17 protein-coding genes are annotated in these 20,330 nt (G+C 70.9%); 8 read left to right on the top strand and 9 right to left on the bottom strand.

Features of this window, described 5'->3' with window-relative positions; all coding sequences use genetic code 11:
• Window positions 1-83: 83 nt before the first annotated feature.
• Entirely contained in the window at window positions 84-2,285 is a 2,202-nt protein-coding gene (locus tag DY218_RS14860) for an ATP-binding SpoIIE family protein phosphatase (RefSeq protein WP_128556498.1), read from the bottom strand.
• Window positions 2,286-2,481: 196 nt separating this feature from the next.
• Between DY218_RS14860 and aspS the strand changes: the two genes are divergently transcribed.
• The 3 genes from aspS to DY218_RS14875 all read left to right on the top strand — a co-directional run bounded on the left by aspS (window position 2,482) and on the right by DY218_RS14875 (window position 4,902).
• Window positions 2,482-4,245, top strand: coding sequence for an aspartate--tRNA ligase (aspS, locus tag DY218_RS14865; RefSeq protein WP_128556499.1), 1,764 nt, complete (start codon window positions 2,482-2,484; stop codon window positions 4,243-4,245).
• 157 nt (window positions 4,246-4,402) lie between these two features.
• On the top strand, window positions 4,403-4,654 hold the full coding sequence (locus DY218_RS14870; protein ID WP_128556500.1) for a type II toxin-antitoxin system Phd/YefM family antitoxin: 252 nt from the start codon (window positions 4,403-4,405) through the stop codon (window positions 4,652-4,654).
• Window positions 4,651-4,902, top strand: a complete 252-nt coding sequence (locus DY218_RS14875) for a type II toxin-antitoxin system RelE family toxin (protein ID WP_128556501.1) — start codon at window positions 4,651-4,653, stop codon at window positions 4,900-4,902. Before DY218_RS14870 ends, DY218_RS14875 begins: the two co-directional genes overlap by 4 nt.
• Before the next feature lie 44 nt (window positions 4,903-4,946).
• On the opposite strand, the gene metG is transcribed toward DY218_RS14875, so the two are convergent.
• Both metG and DY218_RS34550 read right to left on the bottom strand, forming a co-directional pair.
• On the bottom strand, window positions 4,947-6,665 hold the full coding sequence (gene metG / locus DY218_RS14880; RefSeq protein ID WP_128556502.1) for a methionine--tRNA ligase: 1,719 nt from the start codon (window positions 6,663-6,665) through the stop codon (window positions 4,947-4,949).
• Between the two features lie 169 nt (window positions 6,666-6,834).
• Window positions 6,835-8,367 carry a VWA domain-containing protein gene (locus DY218_RS34550; protein WP_199566737.1) on the bottom strand — a complete coding sequence of 511 codons (1,533 nt, stop codon included), beginning with the start codon at window positions 8,365-8,367 and terminating at the stop codon, window positions 6,835-6,837.
• 874 nt (window positions 8,368-9,241) lie between these two features.
• Between DY218_RS34550 and DY218_RS14890 the strand changes: the two genes are divergently transcribed.
• Window positions 9,242-11,362 carry a PhoX family protein gene (locus DY218_RS14890; protein ID WP_128556503.1) on the top strand — a complete coding sequence of 707 codons (2,121 nt, stop codon included), beginning with the start codon at window positions 9,242-9,244 and terminating at the stop codon, window positions 11,360-11,362.
• A 14-nt stretch (window positions 11,363-11,376) separates the two neighbouring features.
• Here DY218_RS14890 and DY218_RS14895 read toward each other — a convergent pair whose 3' ends face one another.
• Complete coding sequence (locus tag DY218_RS14895; protein WP_128556504.1) at window positions 11,377-12,321, bottom strand: LysR family transcriptional regulator; 945 nt, start codon at window positions 12,319-12,321, stop codon at window positions 11,377-11,379.
• Window positions 12,322-12,497: 176 nt separating this feature from the next.
• Between DY218_RS14895 and snpA the strand changes: the two genes are divergently transcribed.
• Entirely contained in the window at window positions 12,498-13,154 is a 657-nt protein-coding gene (gene snpA, locus DY218_RS14900; RefSeq protein ID WP_128556505.1) for a snapalysin, read from the top strand.
• Window positions 13,155-13,308: 154 nt separating this feature from the next.
• Here the strand turns inward: snpA and DY218_RS14905 are convergent, their stop codons facing one another.
• Window positions 13,309-14,364, bottom strand: coding sequence for an endonuclease/exonuclease/phosphatase family protein (locus DY218_RS14905; RefSeq protein ID WP_233521606.1), 1,056 nt, complete (start codon window positions 14,362-14,364; stop codon window positions 13,309-13,311).
• A gap of 207 nt (window positions 14,365-14,571) precedes the next feature.
• Here DY218_RS14905 and DY218_RS14910 point away from each other — a divergent pair, with 207 nt between their 5' ends.
• Both DY218_RS14910 and DY218_RS14915 read left to right on the top strand, forming a co-directional pair.
• Window positions 14,572-15,216, top strand: coding sequence for a DUF2975 domain-containing protein (locus DY218_RS14910; RefSeq protein ID WP_128556507.1), 645 nt, complete (start codon window positions 14,572-14,574; stop codon window positions 15,214-15,216).
• A complete protein-coding gene (locus tag DY218_RS14915; protein ID WP_128556508.1) occupies window positions 15,216-15,485 on the top strand; it encodes a helix-turn-helix domain-containing protein in 270 nt (89 codons plus the stop codon). Before DY218_RS14910 ends, DY218_RS14915 begins: the two co-directional genes overlap by 1 nt.
• A 1,033-nt stretch (window positions 15,486-16,518) precedes the next feature.
• Here DY218_RS14915 and DY218_RS14925 read toward each other — a convergent pair.
• Genes DY218_RS14925 through DY218_RS14935 form a run of 3 tightly spaced genes read right to left on the bottom strand, consistent with a single transcriptional unit; the run spans window position 16,519 to window position 18,995 of the window.
• The gene (locus DY218_RS14925) at window positions 16,519-17,376 is read right to left on the bottom strand and encodes an ABC transporter permease (RefSeq protein WP_128556510.1); all 858 of its coding nucleotides are present in this window, start codon (window positions 17,374-17,376) and stop codon (window positions 16,519-16,521) included.
• Complete coding sequence (locus DY218_RS14930) at window positions 17,373-18,395, bottom strand: ATP-binding cassette domain-containing protein (RefSeq protein WP_128556511.1); 1,023 nt, start codon at window positions 18,393-18,395, stop codon at window positions 17,373-17,375. The genes DY218_RS14925 and DY218_RS14930 overlap by 4 nt, the downstream gene beginning before the upstream one ends.
• A gap of 30 nt (window positions 18,396-18,425) precedes the next feature.
• Window positions 18,426-18,995, bottom strand: coding sequence for an NADPH-dependent FMN reductase (locus tag DY218_RS14935; RefSeq protein ID WP_128556512.1), 570 nt, complete (start codon window positions 18,993-18,995; stop codon window positions 18,426-18,428).
• Window positions 18,996-19,246: 251 nt separating this feature from the next.
• On the opposite strand from DY218_RS14935, the gene DY218_RS14940 reads away from it, so the two are divergent.
• Complete coding sequence (locus DY218_RS14940) at window positions 19,247-19,711, top strand: SH3 domain-containing protein (RefSeq protein ID WP_128556513.1); 465 nt, start codon at window positions 19,247-19,249, stop codon at window positions 19,709-19,711.
• A 130-nt stretch (window positions 19,712-19,841) separates the two neighbouring features.
• Here DY218_RS14940 and DY218_RS14945 read toward each other — a convergent pair whose 3' ends face one another.
• Window positions 19,842-20,222 carry a hypothetical protein gene (locus DY218_RS14945; RefSeq protein ID WP_233521607.1) on the bottom strand — a complete coding sequence of 127 codons (381 nt, stop codon included), beginning with the start codon at window positions 20,220-20,222 and terminating at the stop codon, window positions 19,842-19,844.
• Window positions 20,223-20,330: the final 108 nt, after the last annotated feature.

Raw genomic sequence — 20,330 nt, forward strand, 5'->3', positions numbered from 1 at the left:
CCCAGAGCACGCACCTGGGGGCACCTCCCGGCCGGAGGCTGGGGGAGCCGCGAGCTGACCCGCGAAGATCCGCCGGACAGGACTTAGGCCTTCGGCGCCTCGCCGCCCGCTTCCCCGCCCTGCTCCCCCTCGCACAGCTCGAACCAGATGGACTTGCCCTGGCCGCGCGGATCGACTCCCCAGCGGTCGGCGAGGATCTCCATCAGCACCAGGCCCCGGCCGGAGGACGCGAGCTCGCCGGGATGGCGCCGGTGCGGCAGATCGTCGCTGCCGTCGGCGACCTCCACGCGCAGCCGCCGCTGCCCCGGCCGGCCCTGTGCCTCGGCGACGAGCAGGGCATCGCCGTCGGTGTGCACCAGGACATTGGTGACCATCTCGGAGACCATCAGGACGGCCGAGTCGACCTGGTCCGGGTCGGACCAGTCGTGCAGCAGGTCGCGCAGCTGCCGGCGGGCGCCGGCGATGGCCTCCGGCTCGGCCTGCGCGACGGTGATGGCCAGGCGCCGGCGCTCCAGACTCCCCGGTCCGGCCCGGTCGTCCGCCGCGTGCGCCGGTGCCGGTCGGCTGAGCAGCAGCATCGCGATGTCGTCCTCGCGCCGGTCGGCCAGCGGCCCGGTCGAGTAGTACGAGGGCGGGCCGTGCACCGCCGACAGCAGCGAATCGGCCAACTCCTCCAGGTCCTCGCCCTGATGTGCCTCGAGGATGTCGCGGACCCGCACCCAGCCGGTGAGCAGATCGTGTCCGCCGGTCTCGATGAGGCCGTCGGTGCAGAGCAGGATCGTCTCGCCGGGCTCGAGGACGAGACGGGTGATCGGGTAGTCGGTGTCCGGGTCGATGCCCAGCGGGATGCCGCCCTCCACGTGCCGCAGCACGGCGGTGCCGTCGCCCGTGCGGATCACCGGGTCGGGGTGCCCGGCCCGCGCCATCTCCAGGGTCCCGGTGGCCGGGTCGGCCTCGACGTACAGACAGGTCGCGAAGCGGGCCTCGGTGGGGCCCACCTCGGGACCGCCGGTCGAACCGTAGATGCGGGCCTCGCCGATACCGCACAGGAAGCGGGTCGCACGGGCGAGCACCGCATCGGCCCGGTGGCCCTCGGCGGCATAGGCGCGCAGCGCGATCCGCAGCTGGCCCATCAGGCTCGCGGCCCGTACGTCGTGCCCCTGGACATCGCCGATGACGAACGCGTACCGCCCGGACGGCAGCGGGATCATGTCGTACCAGTCGCCGCCGACCTGCAGGCCGCCGCCCGTCGGCACATAGCGTGCGGCCACCTCCATGCCCGGTATCTCGGGTCCGAGCGCGGGCAGCATGGACCGCTGCAGACCCTCGGTCAGTTCCCGTTCGGTGTCGGCGACACCGGCCCGGGACAGGGCCTGCGCGAGCATCCGGGCCACCGTGGTCAGCACCGAACGCTCGTCGGGCGTGAACGACACGTGGTACGTGAAGGCCGCCATCCAGGCGCCGATGGTCCGCCCGGCCACGGTCAGCGGCAGGAACGCCCAGGACTTCCGCCCGAAGTGCTCGGCGAGCGGCCAGCCGGTCGGGTAGCGGCGGCGGTACTCCTCGGGCGAGGAGAGGTACACGGCGCGGCCGCCGCGCACCACGTCGGCGGCCGGATAGTCGCTGTGCACGGTCAGCTCGGTGAACGCGTCCGCGTGCCGGTCGTCCTGCCCGTGGTGGCCGATCACCGTGAGCCGTTCGCCGCGTACGCCGAAGACCGCGAGTCCGTCGGGCGAGAAGCCGGGCATCGAGAGGCCCGCGGCCACCCGCAGCACCTCGGAGGTGGAGCGGGCCTCGGCGAGCGCGCGGCCCGCGTCGAGCAGGAAGGCCTCCCGGGAGCGGCGCCAGTCGCCGGTCACGGCGCCGTGCGCGGAGACCCCGGGAGCCAGGTCCACGACCTCCTGCAGGGTGCCGGTCAGCTGGTAGTCGTGGCGGTACGGGCCGGAGGCCGCGGTACCGAGGATCCGGGGCCAGGACCGGCTGCGTACGGTGCGCAGGACGGTGCCGCCGCCGTCCACCACTCGCAGGCGGACCTCGGCGGGGGTGCCCTCGGCGACGGCCAGACTGACGATGCCGTCGATCTCGTTCCAGTCGACGGGGTGGAAGTGGGAGCGCGCACCGGCCTCGGTGAGGGTGGTGCCCTCGGCGGGGAGCCCGAGCAGCCGGGCGGCCACGGCGTCGACGGTGACGCTGCCCGTGGAGGTGTCCCAGTGCCACAGGCCGGTGCCGATGGCGGTGAGGATCTCCCCCACGGGGGGCATCACCCCGCCGTCTTCGGTGCGCATTGACCCACTTTAAGAAGATGGTCGGCCTACGTGCCAGGCAGCGTGATGCGCCCGTGGTGCGGGCCTGGGACGGGTGGGGTCGGCCGTCGTCGGTCGAATGCACCCGCATCAGCATTGCAATGCAATGCTCCCGGTAGCCTGGGGTGGTTGATTCCCGCCCGTCTCGCGACGAACGACGCGAAGAATTGGATGAACGATGCACCGGTACAGGTCACACAGCTGCGGCGAGCTCCGCGCCACCGACGTCCAGAGCGACGTCCGGCTGAGCGGCTGGCTGCACAATCGCCGGGACCTGGGCGGCATCCTCTTCATCGATCTCCGTGACCACCACGGCATCACCCAGCTCGTGGCCCGCCCCGGCACCGAGGCGTACGAGACCCTGGACCGCCAGACCAAGGAGTCCGTCGTCCGCATCGACGGCAAGGTCGTCTCGCGCGGCGCGGAGAACGTCAACCCGGAGCTGCCCACCGGCGAGGTCGAGGTCGAGGTCGCGGACGTCGAGATCCTCGGCGCCGCCCAGCAGCTGCCCTTCCAGATCAACGCGGACGACGGGGTCGGCGAGGAGCGCCGCCTGGAGTACCGCTTCCTGGACCTGCGCCGCGAGCGCATGCACCGCAACATCATGCTGCGCACCGCCGTGATCTCCGCGATCCGGCACAAGATGACGGCCCTCGGGTTCAACGAGATGGCGACCCCGATCCTCACCGCGACCTCCCCCGAGGGCGCCCGCGACTTCGTCGTCCCCTCCCGCCTCAACCCGGGCAAGTTCTACGCCCTGCCGCAGGCCCCGCAGCAGTTCAAGCAGCTGCTCATGATCTCGGGCTTCGACCGGTACTTCCAGATCGCGCCGTGCTTCCGGGACGAGGACGCCCGTGCGGACCGTTCGCCCGGCGAGTTCTACCAGCTGGACGTCGAGATGTCGTTCGTCGAGCAGGAGGACGTCTTCCGGCCGATCGAGAAGCTGATGACCGAGCTCTTCGAGGAGTTCGGCGGCGGCCGGCACGTCACCTCGCCGTTCCCGCGGATCCCGTTCCGCGAGTCGATGCTGAAGTACGGCAACGACAAGCCGGACCTGCGTGCCGAGCTCGAACTCGTCGACATCACCGATGTGTTCGAGGGCTCCGAGTTCAAGGCGTTCGCCGGCAAGCACGTGCGGGCGCTTCCGGTCCCGGACACTGCGGGCCAGTCCCGCAAGTTCTTCGACGGCCTCGGGGAGTACGCCGTCGAGCAGGGCGCGAAGGGTCTCGCCTGGGTCCGCGTCGGCGACGACGGCGCGCTTGCCGGCCCGATCGCGAAGTTCCTCACCGAGGAGAACGTCAAGGTGCTCACCGAGCGCCTCGGCCTGGTCCCCGGGCATGCGGTCTTCTTCGGCGCGGGCGAGTTCGACGAGGTCTCGAAGATCATGTCGGCGGTCCGCGTGGAGGCCGCGAAGCGGGCCGGACACTTCGTCGAGGACGAGTTCCGCTTCTGCTGGATCGTGGACTTCCCGATGTACGAGAAGGACGAGGACACCGGGAAGATCGACTTCTCCCACAACCCCTTCTCGATGCCCCAGGGCGGCATGGCCGACCTCGAGGAGAAGGACCCGCTCGACGTCCTGGCCTGGCAGTACGACATCGTCTGCAACGGCATCGAGCTGTCGTCGGGCGCGATCCGGAACCACGAGCCGGAGATCATGCTCAAGGCCTTCGAGATCGCGGGCTACGACCGCGACACCGTGGAGCACGAGTTCGCGGGCATGCTCCGCGCGTTCCGCTTCGGCGCCCCGCCGCACGGCGGCATCGCCCCGGGCGTCGACCGCATCGTCATGCTCCTCGCCGACGAGCCCAACATCCGCGAGACGATCGCGTTCCCCCTCAACCAGAACGCCCAGGACCTGATGATGGGCGCCCCGACGGAGCTGGACGAGTCCCGTCTCAAGGAGCTCAGCCTCACGGTCCGCAAGCCGCAGCCGAAGTAGGCCCGCGGTACGTACCGCCCGCACGAGGGCCCGAGGTCGGTGACCTCGGGCCCTCGTCGCGTTCGGGTCCGGTGAAGGCAGCGGGTTTCGGTCGGGAAGGTGTGTGCACTTCCTACATGCATTGCTCACTAGATGCACCTTGGGGCATAGTGTGTGCATGACTCAGATCGCCATCAGCTCAGCCCGATCTCAGCTCGGCGACCTCGTGCGGCGGGCCGCACACCGTCGCGAGACCATCGCCCTGACCGACCATGGTCACGTGGCAGCACTGCTGGTCTCACCACACGTCATAGAGGACCTCGAGGACGCGCTTGCGCTGTCGGAGTATCAGCGCAAGAAGGCGGAGGGGACGCTGGAGCCGGGCATTCCGCACGAGGAAGTCGGACGCATGCTGGGGCTGCGTAAGTGACCTACCAGATCATCTGGGAGCCCGGGGCGACGAACGCTGCGCTCCGCTTCCTCAAGGAAGACCCGGCCGGTGCCGATGTCTACGAAGCGGTCGACGCACTCGCCGAGGATCCGAAGCCCGAGGGGTCCGTCCCCTATGGTTCGGTGAACCTCCGGCGGCTCTACGTCGGAGACTTCCGCCTCTTCTACGCGATCGAGGAAGACGTGATCCGCATCCTCGTCACCCACTTGGGGCGCAGGCCCGACTAGAGCCCGGAACCGATCACCGGTTCCGGGCCCTGTCGCATCCGGACTCAGTCCTCCGCGCCGCCGAAGCGCTCCTTGTACGACTCCAGGTCCTCGTCCGTGATCTTGGCGAAGAGGACCGGCGGCACCGTGAAGGGCGTGCCGGCCGGGACCGAGGCGAGTGCGCGGGCCTCGTCGGCCGAGACCCAGGTGGCAGTGTCGTCGGACAGGGCGAACGCACCGCGCATGGCCTTCGCGGAGGCCGGGATGAACGGCTCGGACACGACCGAGTAGAGGTGGATCAGGTTCATCGCGGTGCGCAGGGTCAGCGCCGCGCCCTCCTGGTCGGTCTTGATCTCCAGCCAGGGAGCCTTCTCCTCCAGGTAGGAGTTGCCCGCCGACCACAGGGCGCGCAACGCGGCCGCGGCCTTGCGGAACTGCAGCGTCTCCATGTGGCCCTCGTACTCGGCGAGCAGGCCCGCGATCTCCTCACCCAGCTTGTGCTCGGCGTCCGAGGCCGCGCGGCCCTCGGGGACGTCGTCACCGAAACGCTTGCGCGAGAAGGACAGGACGCGGTTCACGAAATTGCCGAGGGTGTCGGCGAGGTCCTTGTTGACCGTGGCGGTGAAGTGCTCCCAGGAGAAGGAACTGTCGTCCGACTCGGGGGCGTTGGCGATCAGGAAGTAACGCCAGTAGTCCGCGGGCAGCAGCTTGAGGGCGTCGTTCGTGAAGACGCCGCGCTTCTGCGAGGTGGAGAACTTCCCGCCGTAGTACGTCAGCCAGTTGAAGGCCTTGACGTAGTCGACCTTCTTCCAGGGCTCGCGGGTGCCGATCTCGGTGGCCGGGAACATCACGGTGTGGAACGGGACGTTGTCCTTGGCCATGAACTCCGTGTAGCGCACGTCGTCTGCCTCGTACCACCAGGACTTCCAGTCGCGGACCTCGTCGGCCGGTGCGGCGTCCGCCCACTCCTTCGTCGCGCCGATGTACTCGATCGGGGCGTCGAACCAGACGTAGAAGACCTTGCCCTCGGCGGCCAGTTCGGGCCAGATGTCGGCCGGCACCGGGACGCCCCAGTCCAGGTCGCGGGTGATCGAGCGGTCGTGCAGGCCCTCGGTCAGCCACTTGCGGGCGATGGACGAGGCGAGCTGCGGCCACTCGTCGCCGGTCTCGTCGATCCACGACTCGACCTCTCCGGCCAGCTTGGACTGCAGCAGGAAGAGGTGCTTGGTCTCGCGGACCTCGAGGTCGCTGCTGCCGCTGATCGCCGAGCGGGCGTCGATCAGGTCCGTGGGGTCGAGGACCCGGGTGCAGTTCTCGCACTGGTCGCCGCGGGCCTTGTCGTAGCCGCAGTGCGGGCAGGTGCCCACGATGTAGCGGTCCGGCAGGAAGCGGTCGTCGGCGATCGAGAAGACCTGGCGGATCGCCCGCTCCTCGATGAAGCCGTTCTCGTGGAGCCTGCGGGCGAAGTGCTGGGTGATCTCGACGTTCTGCTCGGAGGAACTGCGGCCGAAATGGTCGAAGTTCAGCTCGAAGCCGTCGTACACGGCCTTCTGTGCGTCGTGCTGCTCGGCGCAGAACGCGTCGACCGGCAGGCCCGCGTCCTTGGCGGCGAGCTCGGCGGGGGTGCCGTGCTCGTCGGTGGCGCAGATGTAGAGGACGTCGTGGCCGCGCTGGCGGAGGTACCTGGCGTACACGTCCGCCGGGAGCATGGACCCCACCATGTTGCCCAGGTGCTTGATCCCGTTGATGTACGGAAGGGCGCTGGTGATGAGGTGTCGAGCCATTGCAGGCTGCTCCCAAGTCGCTGCGAGGATTGACGTCCGTAATGTCGTTGAGTACGGCGCCTATGGAACCTCACTAGCGTATCCGACCTCCTGCGGGCTCCCGGCCGGGTTTTCCGTGGGTACGGCCGGGGTCCGGAGGTGGTGGGGACCCCGGCCGTACGCGGGTGGTTCAGGCCTTGTCGGCCCCCGGGCGCCAGTGGGCGAGGAGGCCCTCGTAGAGCTCGGTGTCGGTGAGCTCGTTGGGGACCGGGCCCGCGTGGAAGAAGGCCGCGTTCGGGGCGTCCAGCTTGCGGAGGTAGTCGAAGGCCTTGGAGTCCTCGGGACCGAAGGCGACGAACTGCCAGAAGATGTCGCGTCCGGCGACGTCCGCGAGGGCCTTGGTCGCGGCCGTCTTGGACTCCGGGGCGCCGTCCGTCTGGAAGACCACGAGCGCCGGGGCCTCCGGGTCGGCGGACTTGTCGTGCTGGGCGATCACCTCGGCGATCGCGTGCTCGTAGAAGGTGCGGCCCATCCGGCCGAGGCCCGCGTGCAGGGTGTCGATGCGGCCCTCGTGGTCGTCGAGGGTGAGGGTGCCGGTGCCGTCGAGCTCGGTGGAGAAGAAGACGACCGGCACCGTGGCCTCGGGGTCGGTCTGCGCGGCGAGCGCGAGCACCTGCTCGCCGAGGTTCTGGGCGCTGCCGTCCTTGTAGTACGGGCGCATCGAACCGGAGCGGTCCAGTACCAGGTAGACCCGGGCACGGGTACCGGCCAGGCCGCGCGCGGCGAGGACCTCGCCGGCCGCGGTGTGCGCGGCGGCGAGCCCGGGGGGCGGGGTGGTCGCGGCCGGCGCCTTTGCGGGTGCGGTGGCCGTGGAGTCGGCCGGGGTTTTCGCCTTGGCCGCCGTCTTCGCCTGCCAGGCGGACGCGGACTTGGCGGGGGCTTTGGCGGGTGCCTTGGACGTGGACTTGGCTGGGGCCTTGGCCACCGTCTTGGCCGGGGTCTTGGTCTTGCTCGCGGCGGACTTCGCCGTCTTCGCGGACTTCGCCGTCTTCGCGGGCTTCGGCGCCGTGGCCGCGGACTTGCGGGGTGCGGGCTCGGGCTCGGCGGTTGCGTCGCTCTCCTCGGCGGCGGCCGATGTGGGCTGTACGTGCCCTGTGGGCTGTACGTGCCCGGCCGTGGACGGGGCGTCGGCGGACTGTGCGGGCTCGGTGGCGCCCTGTGCCGGGGTGGGCTCCGCGCCGGGGGAGTCGGCCGCGGCACCGCCGGCGACGGAACCGGTGGCGGCGCCCCGCTCGGCGTCTGCCTCGGCCGGGCTCGGCGCCGTCGGGGACTGCGCACCGGGCGTCTTCTTCCGCGCCGCGTCAGCGGACCCCGTGTCCGATGCGGTTCCGCTCTGCGCGGTGGTGGATCCCGGGCCGGGAGCCTGATCCGCGTCAGCGGCGTCGGTGGAGTCGTCGTCCGCCGGAGCGGAGCCCGACGCAGTGCCGGTCGCCTCGTCCCCCGGAGTGGCCGGTGACGGGACCCGGCCGCCGAGGCCGGGGTTGTCGAAGGCCGCGGAGACCAGGTCGTCCGCGTCGGCCGCAGGGGCCGGGACCGAGGCGGAGCGCGGTGCGGCGTCCCGCTCGCCCGCGGGCGCGGGCACGGAGGAGGCGCCCGCGGCGCCCTTCTTGCCGGTGGAGCCGCCGGACGCGGCGTCACCGGTGGCGCTGTCGCCCCGGGACACGGAAGCCTCGGCCCCACTGCCGGCGGAGGCCGCGCGATCGGCGGCCGCCGCCTTGGACTCGGCGCCTTCACGGCTCGCGGCCTCGGCGCCGGTAGAGCCACCGCTCTCGGTGCCCCTGGCGCCATCGCTCTCCGCGCCCGCACGTGTCTCGCCGCCGGCATCGGCTGCCGCATCCGCGCCCGCCCCGACGTCCGCAGCGCCGCCCGCTTCAGTGCCGGTACGGGCACCCCGGCCCGTACCGCCACCGCTCTCGCCGCCCGCGCCCGCGGAAGCCCCCGCACCTGCGGACCCGGCACCGGAAGCCCCCGCACCCGCGGACCCGGTACCGGAAGCCCCCGCACCCGCGGACCCGGCACCAGAAGACCCCGAACCCCCGGCGTCAGCCGACGACGCACCGTCCGCCGAACCCCCGGCCCCCGCCGGGCCCTCGGCCACCGGGTCCGTTTCGTTCCGCGCCTGCGGGACGGAAGCCGGGTCGCGGTCCTTGCGGGACCGTCCGAACGCGTTCCGCAGGCGATCCAGAATGCCCATGTGCGCAACCCTTCACGTGAGTTGTTCCCGGTGACCCCTGTACGCCCGGTGTCCGTAACCGCTGGCCAGGGTGGACACGTAAGGTTAGCCGTCGCCCTCCGTGATCTTGGGGAGGGGCGCCGTGCCCGCCCGGTGCCCCGCGCCCGGCACCTCCGACCAGGCGTCCACTCGACCCCGCCGCACGTCAACTCCCCGTCGTCCGCCTGGGGTTCACCGGCCGTTCATTCTCCCGCCGTCGCGCTGCCGGTGCGCGCGCTTAACGTCGCCGCCGGAACATTCCGACACGTTGTCGGCGCGGGCGCGCGCCGAAGCACGGGCCCGCGAGGCCCATTTGGAGGGGAACGTGCGCAATCTGCTGCCGATCGTGAATTCGCACCCCGGTGGGCGCTCCGCCCTGACCTGCCGGTACCGCTGCGGTGACGCCTGCTTCCACGAGGTGCCCAACACCAGTGACAACGAGTACGCCGGCGACATCATCGCCGGTGCGGTGTCCAGAAGGTCCATGATGCGCACCGCCGCCGTGGTCACCGTCGCCGCGGCAGCCGGCGGCACGGTCCTCGGCGCTCCCGGCGCGACCCCCGAGGCGGCCGCCGCGACTCCCGCGGGCGCGCAGGGCGGCAGGGGCAAGCACGGCAAGGCGGCCCGCGGTCTGCGCTTCGACGCCGTCGCGCCCAACACCGCGGACCGCGTGACGATCCCGTCCGGCCACGACCAGAACGTGGTGATCCGCTGGGGCGAGCCGATCCTGCGCGGCGCCCCGAGGTTCGACGAGAACAACCAGACGGCCGCCGCCCAGGCGGGCCAGTTCGGCTACAACAACGACTTCCTCAGCCTGCTCCCGCTCGGCGGCGGACACGGGCACGGCCACGGGTACCGCCACGGCCACCACGAGCCGGGCCGCCAGGTCCTCGTCGCGAACCACGAGTACACCGACGAGGTCCTGATGTTCCGGGGCTACGACCCCGACAACCCCACCCGCGAGCAGGCCGAGATCGCCTGGGCCGCGCACGGTCTGTCCGTCGTGGTCGTCGAGGAGTCCAGGCGCGACGGCAGCCTCACCCCGGTGGCGCGCCACGAGCTGAACCGCCGCATCACCGCCACCACCGAGTTCAGGGTGACCGGACCGGCCGCCGGGTCCGAGCTCCTGAAGACCTCCGCGGACCCCTCCGGCACCAAGGTGTTCGGCACCCTCAACAACTGCGCGGGCGGCACCACCCCGTGGGGCACGATCCTGTCCGGCGAGGAGAACGTCGACCAGTACTTCGCCAACGGCGAGAAGGTCACCGACCCCGAGCACGCCGCCCGCCTCAAGCGCTACGGCATCAGCGGCGGCGCGACCGAGCGCAAGTGGGAGCGGTTCGACCAGCGTTTCGACGTCACACAGGAGCCGTACGAACCGCACCGCTTCGGCTGGGTCGTCGAACTCGACCCGTACGACCCGCACTCCACGCCCCGCAAGCACACCGCGCTCGGCCGCTTCAAGCACGAGGCGGCGCAGCCGCGCCTGACCCACGACGGCCGGCCGGTCGTCTACATGGGCGACGACGAAAAGTTCGACTACTTCTACAAGTTCGTGGCCAGCAAGCGGATGCGGCACGGTTCCTCGCGCTCGGACCGCGAGCACAACCTCGCGCTGCTCGACCACGGCACGCTCTACGTCGCCAAGCTCACCGGCGACTCCCCGGCCGAGGAGATCGACGGCAGCGGGACCCTGCCGAACGACGGCGAGTTCGACGGCAGTGGCGTCTGGATCCCGCTGGCGACCGGCGACGAGAGCCACGTCGAGGGCATGACCGCCGAGGAGGTGTACGTCTTCACGCGGCTAGCCGGCGACAAGGTGGGCGCCACCAAGATGGACCGCCCGGAGGACGTCGAGCCGTCCCCGCGCACCGGCAAGGTCTATGTCGCGCTCACCAACAACGACGGCCGCGGCACCGAGGGCAAGGCCCCCGCGGACGAGGCCAATCCGCGCAACGGCAACAAGCACGGCCAGATCCTCGAGTTGACGGAGCGTCACAACGACCCGCTGAGCGAGAAGTTCGCCTGGCGCCTCTTCCTCGTCGCGGGCGACCCCGAGGACCCGGCCACGTACTTCGCGGGTTTCCCGAAGGACAAGGTCAGCCCGATCTCCTGCCCGGACAATGTGGCGTTCGACCCGCACGGCAATCTGTGGATCTCCACCGACGGCAATGCGCTGGGCTCGCACGACGGCCTCTTCGGCGTGGCCACCCGCGGCGAGCGCGAGGGTGAGCTCAAGCAGTTCCTCACCGTGCCCACCGGCGCCGAGACCTGCGGTCCGCTCGTCCAGGACCGTCGCGTACTCGTGGCCGTGCAGCACCCGGGCGAGGTCGACGGCGCCTCCGTCGAGAAGCCGGCCTCACAGTGGCCGGACGGGTCGGGGAGGATCGTCCGCCCGTCGGTCGTCGCGGTGTGGCGCAAGGACGGCCGCGACATCGGCGTCTGAGCGGCGCGGAGAGCTCAAGCCGCCCGGCCGCCGTGTGTGCGCAGCAGCCACGCGCGGTAGCCGGGCGCCTGCCAGGCCGCCTCCCAGTACGCGGCCTCCAGATCGGCGTACACCTCGTCCAGCTCCTCCTCGGTACGGGCGACGAGCAGCAGCCGTACGCCGAGCGGATCGCCCTCGAGCGGGCGTACGGCCATCCCGGGGCGGCCGCGGGAGGTCGGCTGGCAGAGGGCGACCACGTCGCCGGTGGCGACCAGGGTGGCCGCGGTGAGGTAATCCCCGTGCAGCATCCGGGGGTTGGGGATGCCCGCGGAGCGCAGCATGCGCAGCATCCCGTCGCGCTCGCCGTCCACGGTCGGGTCGACCATCCACTGCTCGCCGGCCAGATCGCTGAGCCGTACGATGCGCTGCCGCGCGGCCGGATGGTCCACCGAGAGGGACACGAACTGCGGTTCGCGCTCCACCAGGACGCGCTGGCGCACCCCTTCGGGGATCCGCAGCGGGCAGCCCTCCACCTGGTGCACGAAGGCCGCGTCCAGCTGTCCGTCGGCCACCAGAGACACCAACGCCTGTCCTGAGACGTCCATTTGGAGCGCGGTCTCGGTACGGTCGAGGCGTACTCGCAGTCGCTTCAGCCAGCCGGGGATGGCGAGACTCGCGGTGGAGCCGATGCGCAGTCCGGGGCCGCCGGCCCGGGTGGCGGCGGCGCGGGCCTCGGCGACCAGTTCGCGCATCTCGCCGACCAGGGGTCTCGCCCGGCTGAGCAGGACCCGGCCGAGCGGGGTGGGGCGGCAGCCGGTGCGCTCGCGCGCGAAGAGCCGGCCGCCGATCGAGTCCTCGATCCGGCGGAGCTGGGTGGTCAACGAGGGCTGGGTCATGCCCAGTTGCCGGGCAGCCTTGTGCAGACTGCCGGTATCGGCGATGGCACACACGGCACGGAGGTGGCGTACCTCGAGCTCCATGGTGGTTGAGCGTAGGACCGGCGGCGTGATCGCACCAGATCCGCAAACCACTGCAGACCGGCAGCACTTGGACTCCTGATAGCTCCGTACTATCGCCGGTTGCCATCATCCGCAGGAGTCGCAATGTCCACGACACTCACGGGTAACCGCTCGCCCCACACGAGTAGGAGCCCCCCATGCATCTTCCCAGGACGCTGCTTCCGGCCGCACTCGGCCTCGGTCTCGCGGTGACCGCCCTCGGCGCAGGGCCGGCCGCCGCATCCGACCCGGCGCCGGTGTCGGAAGTCACCGCGGAACGCCTCGCGCAGTACGCCGGTTCCGGCGAGGAGGCCGCGGCGAACCGTGCGTTCTTCGAGGCCGTTCTCGACTCCGTCGCCGAGAAGCGCGCCGCCAACCCGGGAGCCCAGGCCGTCACCGTCACCTACGACGCCTCGGGCGCACCCACCTTCAGCCAGCAGATAGCCAACAGCGCATCGATATGGAACAGCGCCGTCTCCAACGTCAAGCTCCAGGAGGGCTCGGCCGCGGACTTCGACTACCGCGAGGGCAACGACCCGCGCGGCAGCTACGCCTCCACCGACGGCCACGGGAACGGCTACATCTTCCTGGACTACGCGCAGAACCAGCAGTACGACTCCACCCGCGTCACCACCCACGAAACGGGCCACGTCCTCGGCCTCCCCGACCACTACGAGGGCCCGTGCAGTGAGCTGATGTCGGGCGGCGGCCCCGGCCCGTCGTGCACCAACGCCCAGCCGGACGCCAATGAGCGGGCCCGCGTGGACCAGCTCTGGGCCAACGGCCTGGCGAAGGCGCTCGAGAAGGTGTCGTAGCGCTTCTGGTCCGACCACCGGGTCCGGGGAAACCCCCCACCGGCGAGGCCCGGGGCATGCCCCGCGCCGGTCCCCGCCGTCTCCGGACCCGGTCCACCCACCCCGACGGCCCGGCTGCATCAGCACCGGGCCGTCGGACGTGTCCCGGCATCTCTCAGATCGGGTGCGGCTTCAGATGCAGCGTCAGCTCGACGATCAGTGAACGGTGGTCGGTGTCACCGAGGTTGACGAACCGCGCGATGCCGGCCTGGAAGTGCCGGCTCACCAGGACGTGGTCGATCTGCGCCCCCAGCGGCGGCAGCACCGAGGTCGGCCAGGACGGGACCCGGGAGTCGCCGGTGAGCCGGGTGCTGTCGTACAGGCCGGCGTCGATGAGCCCGCGGAACGCGGCGTGGTCCTGGGTGGCGTTGAAGTCACCGGCCAGGATGGCGGGCCCGGCGGAGTGGTCACCCGCCCAGTCGCGCAGCCGCCCGAGTTCGCTGCGCCAGGTGCCGACGCTGTCCGGCGTCGGCGGCATCGGATGGGCGAGCTGCAGCCGTACGTAGTGCCCGTCGACCTCCATCACGGCGCCGGGCATGGCCAGTTCGCCCTTCACCCCGGGCGTACGGGTCAGGGGAAAGCGGCTGACGATCGCGGAACCCTCGGCCCCCGCAGCCTGGTCCAGCTCCAGATGGGCGTATCCCTCGCCCGGGAGTTGACGCCGCAGGGCCGCCGCGCAGCGGTGATCGCACTCCTGGACGAAGATCAGATCGGGGCGCTCGAACCGGATCGTGCGGAGCAACGCATCTGTGGCGCCGCCGAATTCGAGATTCGAGGTGAGCACCCGCAGCTCGGCGACGGCCGGCCCCTTCGCGCCGGTCGAGGCGTCCCCGTACGGCAGCGTGAAGAAGGCCGTGACGGCGCAGACGGCCAGCGACCACAGGATGCCGGGGCGCCATCCGACCAGCGCGGTGGCGACCAGGACCGCGGCGGCCGGGACCAGTAACCAGGGCAGGAACGCCAGGAGTTGGGGCAGCGGGGTGAATCCGTCGGAGCCCGCGACCCGGGTGAGCAGGACGCCCGAGATGCCGGTGAGCAGCAGGACCGCGGCGGCCTTCGTGACCAGGTGACGGTGCGAACTCTGCGGCTGCGCAGGGGTGTTGTCGGTGCCTTCCGGGGGCGGTCTCGTCTGTGTGCCTGTGGACCCGGTGCGGTTCTCTGCGGTGTCCAAGGTGGCTTCGGCCTTCCGTCGTCGCGCGGGGTTCGCCCGAATTCTCCCCCATGTTCGCCCGCCCGACGTCCAGGCCCCGAATTCCGACCGAACGAGGGACGGGCGCAGCGGTTGCCGGACGCGGGAGTGCCCTATATCGTTTTTCGATAACATCGATAAACGATATGGCGGGCGGTCGCGGGACCGCCCACGTCCACGGGGGACCTGATGGCAAAGCTGCGCAATCCGCTGGAGCCGCTGTCGACGGCGGTGCGGATCGTGGTGACGGTGCTGTGCACGGTGTTCGTGCTGATGCTGCTTGCGGCGCCGTTCCTCAATGTGAGCGTGTTCGGGATCGGCAGTGATTCGGTCTGCGCGACCGATCAGGCCTCCACGATCGGGGGCAACGACCGCCGGATTCCAGAGGAGTTCGCGCCCGCCCACGGCGCATCGATCGTCCTCGACGCGAATCCCCGCTACTGCACGAAGAACCCCGGCGCCCACCAGATCCTGCTCAACACCGCAGGAAAGTTCGTCCCGTTCGCCTACCTCGTGGGCGCCCTGCTGCTGACCGTACGACTCATCAGGGGAGCCGAGCGGGCGGGGCTCTACACCGCGCCGACCGCCGGACGGCTGCGTGTACTCGGCTGGTGGATGGTGGTGGGAAGCCTAGTCTCCGCGGTCGTCGAGTCCGCCACCGAGTCGGTGCTCGTCGCCACGATGAGCCATGCGGGGACGGTCCAAGCGGTCTCCGGCTTCTGGACGTTCGACGTCCCCTTCACCGCCGTGTTCGCCGGCCTCGGGGTCCTCTCCTTCGCCCGCATCATGCGGATCGGCGTCGGCATGCGGGAAGATCTCGTCGGGACGGTCTGATGGCGCCCGGCAAGGCGTACGGCAGGGAGGGCGGTGCGACGGTGGAAGGGGAGGACGGGCAGGACCATGCGATCGAGGTCCATCTGGACAGGCTGCTCGCCGAGCGCGGCATGACCCTGACCGAACTGGCGCAGCGCGTGGGCGTCACCCACGCCAACCTCTCCATCCTCAAGAACGGCCACGCCCGGGCCGTGCGCTTCACCACCCTCACCCGCCTCTGCGAGGAACTCGACTGCCAGCCGGGGGACTTGCTCAGCCACCGCCGTTGACCGCCGGTCGTCCGAGCCGTGCCCTCACCGCCGAAGCCGCGCCGTGAGCCCGCCCGCCACCACCGCCAGCAGGCCGATCACCGCGATCACCCAGACCGATGTGCGCAGCGTCGCGGTCAGCGCGTCGAAGACGGCGGCGACCGCGGCCGCGGAGACCGATGCGGGCAGGTCGTCCAGGGTCGCGCGGCGGGCGAGGGCCAGGGCCAGGGCGAGTACGCCGGCGGAGAGGACCACGCCGATGCCGGTCAGGACCATCGCACGGGCCCGCCGCGCAGCGAGGGCGACGCCCGCGAGCGCGCAGACCACCCCGGCCACCGGGAACCAGATTCCGGCCGTCTCCAGCATGTGGAACCCCTTCCGGAATCCGCCGAGATCCACCGAGTCGAGGAGGGTCACCTCGACCTGTGGCACCGGAATGCTGCTCGCGAACGGCACGTCGTCGTCGATGAGCTGCTGCCGCACCTGCTCCACGATCGGTGCCAGATCGAGCGTGACCTTGTTCGAGTCGTCGTCGATCGCGTCGAGGAACGCGTCGTGCGTGGCCCGGGTCGCCGTGTCCCAGGCGCCCTGGTACGCCTCGGTGTCCGCGAAGGACAGCACCGCCTCGTGCACGAAGTCCGTCAGCGTGCCCTGCAGCGGACCCACGTCCACGGCCTTCACGACCTCGTCCGTCACCGCATCGGCCACCGTCCGCTGCACATCCGGATCGTCGGCGAGCGGGGACAGCGCGGCCACGTACCGGTCGGAGTCGGCGATCTCGTACTTCGCCCAGGTCGACAGCGCACCGAGCGGCGCCAGGACGCAGGCGACCACGAGCAGTACGGCGGACAGGACACCCCGGGNGCCAGGACGCAGGCGACCACGAGCAGTACGGCGGACAGGACACCCCGGGCGGTTCGCACTCCTCCAGGCAAGTCGCTCCCCGCCCCGAGCGCGACCCCGCGTGCTGCGCACGAGTGGCACGACGACCCCTCCGGAGGACACCAGGCCGTCCGGAGGGGGACACATCATTCGTGGTTCGGGAGCGGGTGCGTCACTTCCGGTTGTAGAGGCGCATCGTGATCGGTCCGAAGACCGCGATCAGTACGCCGGCCCAGCCGAGCGACCAGGCCAGCTCGGTCCCGGGCCAGCCGCCGTCCATGAAGGTGCGGACCGCGGAGGCGACGTGGGTGACCGGGTTGTTGTTGACGAAGGCCTGCAGCCAGCCCGGCATCGTCTCCGGCTTGACGAAGATGTCACTCAGGAACGTCAGCGGCATCATCACCATCATCGCGACGCCCATCACCGACTTCTCGGTCCGCAGCATCAGGCCGAGCATCGTCCACACCCAGGACAGCCCGAACGAGAAGCCGATGAGCAGTGCGATACCGGCCACCACACCGGCCACCCCGCCGTCCGGGCGGTAGCCGAGTGCCAGGCCGACGGCCAGGATGACCAGGGATCCGAGGAAGTACCGCAGCATGTCGCCGAGCAGATAGCCGACCATCACCGACGGCCGCCAGATCGGCAGCGTACGGAACCGGTCGAAGACGCCCTTGTCGATGTCCGTGTTGACCGCGACGCCCGTGTACATCGTGATCATCACGATGCTCATCACCAGGATGCCGGGCAGCAGGTACTGGATGTACTCGGAGGGCGAGCCCGCGAGCGCACCGCCGAAGAGGTACGTGTACATCACGACCATCATGATCGGGAAGGCGGTGACGTCGAAGAGCTGCTCGGGCACATGCTTGATCTTGAGCATCGCCCGCCAGCCGAAGGTCACCGACGCGGACAGCGCGCTCGGCCGCGGCGGCCGCTCCTTGGCGATGAGGAGCTCGGCGAGTGACTCGGTGGAGACCGGTGCGAGCTCTTCGCCCGAGGTCGTCTCGGTGGTCGTCGCGGTGCTCATGCTGCTGCCTCTTCCTTGCTGTTCGCGGTGGCGTCGGTGTCGGCCGGCGTCGGCCGGCGGTCGGTGAGGGCGAGGAACACCTCGTCCAGGCTCGGCTGGCCGAGCGAGAAGTTGTCCACGTGGATGCCGGCGTGCGAGAGCTCCGCCAGGGCGCGGGAGGCGCGTTCGCTCGCGCCGCGGCCGTTGTCCCCGTTGCCCACCCGAGCGGTCAGGGCGACCGGGTCCGGTTCGAGCATGATCTGTGCGTCGAGCACGGTCCGCAGCAACTCCTGGGCCTGCGGCCGCTGTTCGGCGTCCCGCAGCCGTACGTGCACGGCGCCCGCGCCGACCGAGGCCTTCAGCTCGCCCTTGGTGCCCTCGGCGATCACCTTGCCCTTGTCGATGACGGCGATCCGGGACGCCAACTGGTCGGCCTCGTCCAGGTACTGGGTGGTGAGCAGCACCGTCGTGCCCTGTGCGACGACGGCCCGGACGATGTCCCAGACCTGGTTGCGGCTGCGCGGGTCGAGGCCGGTGGTCGGCTCGTCGAGGAAGAGCAGGTCGGGGGTGTTGAGGATGGACGCGGCGATGTCGATACGGCGGCGCATGCCACCGGAGTAGTTCTTCACCTGTCGGCCGGCGGCCTCGGTCAGGCCGAACGCCTCCAGGAGCTGCTCGGCCCGCAGCAGTGCGGCGCGCTTGGAGTGGCCGGTGAGGCGGCCGAGCAGTACCAGGTTCTCCGTGCCGGTGAGGTCCTCGTCGACGGAGGCGTACTGCCCGGTCAGGCTCACGCGGCTGCGCACCGCGTCGGCCTCGCGGACCACGTCGTGGCCGAAGACGTGCGCCTCGCCGCCGTCGGGCCGCAGCAGGGTGGCGAGCATCTTCACGGCGGTCGTCTTGCCCGCGCCGTTGGGCCCCAGTACGCCGTAGACGGTCCCGGCCGGGACGGACAGGTCGACGCCGTCCACCGCGCGGTTCTCGCCGAAGGTCTTCACCAGACCGGCCGTCTCGATCGCCAGGCCGGTCGTCTGCTTACTCATGTCCGGTGTCCCTTCCGGGAGTTGGGTGGGTCAGGAGGTGTAGGGGCGTACGGCGCGGGCCTCGCGCAGGGCCAGGCCCCACCATCGGAGCTGGTCGAGCATGGTGCTGACCGCCTGGTCGTCGGGGTGCTGCGGCAGTTCCTCGACGAGGTTGAGACCGACCGCGTCCCGCAAACTCATCGCGTGCAGCTCGGTGAACACACAGCGCAGCTGCTCCGTCGCGTAGAGCCCGCGGCTGCCGTATCCGTAGGCGACGTAGCCGACCGGTTTGGCATGCCACTCGTCGTACGCGAAGTCGATGGCCTGCTTGAGGGCGGCCGGGAAGCTGCGGTTGTACTCCGGGGTCACCACGACGAACGCATCGGCGCGGTCGATGTGCCCGCAGAAGCGGGTCATCGCATCGGTGGCCGTGTGCGGGTAACGCGCCGGGAAGTCCGGGTAGTCGAGCAGGTCGACGACGTCGAGCACGAGGTCGTCGCGCTTGCGGGCCCGGTCCAGGAACCACTCGGCGACCTGCTCGCCGACCCTGCCCTCGCGGGTCGAACCGACGAGCACGGCGACCTGCAGTGGAGCCTCCGGCTCGGTCTCGGTCCTCTGCATGGTCGCCCCCTTCTCGGTGCGTCGTCCGCCTCTGTCCTCAAGGCGCGTGTTCCGGCCCGGCGTCCGCCAGATCGAATCTGGCGGACGCCCGGTGGCGGGGGAATGCGCCCCGTGGTAGGCGTCCGGCTCGGGTGGAGAGGGGCGTGGACGGGGTGTTTCCTTGAGTGAGGGGGACGGGGGCCACGGGAGATGGAGGCGCGACGATGCCCGCTTCTTTGACCGGCCATGGAAGGCGCGCATGGCGCGCCGGGATGGGTGGACTGACCGCGGTTCTGCTCGCGGGCGGCGGCCTTGCCGTCGGTGCGGGGCCGGCCCGGGCGGCCGGGGTTTCGGCGGTCACGGCTCCGGCGGCGGCGCCCGCGCACGACTGGGACGGAGACGGTGACGGGTCCGGCGGCGGCCGCTTCGAGATCCACTGGGAGAGCAGCTTCGACCTGCGCTGGGAGTCGGGCCGCGGCCACGACTCGGGGCGCGACTCGGGGCGGGGCCCGAACTGGGGCACGGTCATCTCCCCGTCGGACCTGAATGTGCGCGCGGCGCCCTATGTGTCGGCGCCTCGGGTGGGCACGTTGGCGCCGGGCACCCAGGACCGGGTCACCTGCCGTGCGGACGGCGGGTCGGTCCAGGGCAACACGTCCTGGTACTGGCTCGCGGGGGCGCGAGGGTGGGCATCTTCTGCGTACGTCGAGACGGATCGACGGGTGCCGCCGTGCTGAATCCAGCCTGTCCGGCGTTTGAGGACAAGGCCCGCCAGGGCCGGGCCTGTAAAACCCCCGGCCCAGGGGGCCTTGTCCTCAAACGCCGGACGGGCTGGAAATGTCCTCAAACGCCGGACGGGCTCAATCGCTACTCGTGGGTGTAAGCCCGATAGAAGACGACCGCGCCGACCGCCGTCGCGAAGATTCCCGCCATCACCGTCGACCTGAGGACGCTCGCGTCCGTGAGGCTGTACAGAAACCCGAACGCGATCCCCGCGAACGCCGCCCACACCATCGCCCGAAGCTCCCGCGGAAGCGACGGCGCAACGGCCCGCACCGCGACGAAGAGCCCCGCGGCGACCACTCCCGCGACCACTCCGAAGAGGACGTTGCCCCAGGTGATGGGGCCCGCGTCACGATCGATCCCGGCGGCCCAGAATCCGTAGACGACGGCCAGTACCGGCGCGACCCAGGTCGCCGCCCCGAGTTGGGTCCGGCCGCGAGGTGCTGCGGGTGCCGCATGTGCCATGGGGCTCTCCTCTCACCGGCCCCCGGATCGCCCCGAGGGCCACCTCACCCCCGTACCTTCAAGAGCACACCCGCCGCACCCCACCCGGCAAGTCGAAGGCCCACAAAC

Source organism: Streptomyces triticagri (assembly GCF_003429565.1).
In the GTDB taxonomy this organism is placed as follows: domain Bacteria; phylum Actinomycetota; class Actinomycetes; order Streptomycetales; family Streptomycetaceae; genus Streptomyces; species Streptomyces triticagri.

Excerpts from the sequence above, each read along its gene's own strand:
- aspS (WP_128556499.1), top strand. The coding sequence starts at position 2,482 with ATGCACCGGTACAGGTCACACAGCTGCGGCGAGCTCCGCGCCACCGAC.
- DY218_RS14945 (WP_233521607.1), bottom strand. The coding sequence starts at position 20,222 with ATGGCACATGCGGCACCCGCAGCACCTCGCGGCCGGACCCAACTCGGG.
- DY218_RS14870 (WP_128556500.1), top strand. The coding sequence starts at position 4,403 with ATGACTCAGATCGCCATCAGCTCAGCCCGATCTCAGCTCGGCGACCTC.
- DY218_RS14915 (WP_128556508.1), top strand. The coding sequence starts at position 15,216 with ATGGCGCCCGGCAAGGCGTACGGCAGGGAGGGCGGTGCGACGGTGGAA.
- snpA (WP_128556505.1), top strand. The coding sequence starts at position 12,498 with ATGCATCTTCCCAGGACGCTGCTTCCGGCCGCACTCGGCCTCGGTCTC.
- DY218_RS14860 (WP_128556498.1), bottom strand. The coding sequence starts at position 2,285 with ATGCGCACCGAAGACGGCGGGGTGATGCCCCCCGTGGGGGAGATCCTC.
- DY218_RS14895 (WP_128556504.1), bottom strand. The coding sequence starts at position 12,321 with ATGGAGCTCGAGGTACGCCACCTCCGTGCCGTGTGTGCCATCGCCGAT.
- DY218_RS14910 (WP_128556507.1), top strand. The coding sequence starts at position 14,572 with ATGGCAAAGCTGCGCAATCCGCTGGAGCCGCTGTCGACGGCGGTGCGG.
- DY218_RS14925 (WP_128556510.1), bottom strand. The coding sequence starts at position 17,376 with ATGAGCACCGCGACGACCACCGAGACGACCTCGGGCGAAGAGCTCGCA.
- DY218_RS14940 (WP_128556513.1), top strand. The coding sequence starts at position 19,247 with ATGGGTGGACTGACCGCGGTTCTGCTCGCGGGCGGCGGCCTTGCCGTC.
- DY218_RS14935 (WP_128556512.1), bottom strand. The coding sequence starts at position 18,995 with ATGCAGAGGACCGAGACCGAGCCGGAGGCTCCACTGCAGGTCGCCGTG.
- metG (WP_128556502.1), bottom strand. The coding sequence starts at position 6,665 with ATGGCTCGACACCTCATCACCAGCGCCCTTCCGTACATCAACGGGATC.
- DY218_RS14930 (WP_128556511.1), bottom strand. The coding sequence starts at position 18,395 with ATGAGTAAGCAGACGACCGGCCTGGCGATCGAGACGGCCGGTCTGGTG.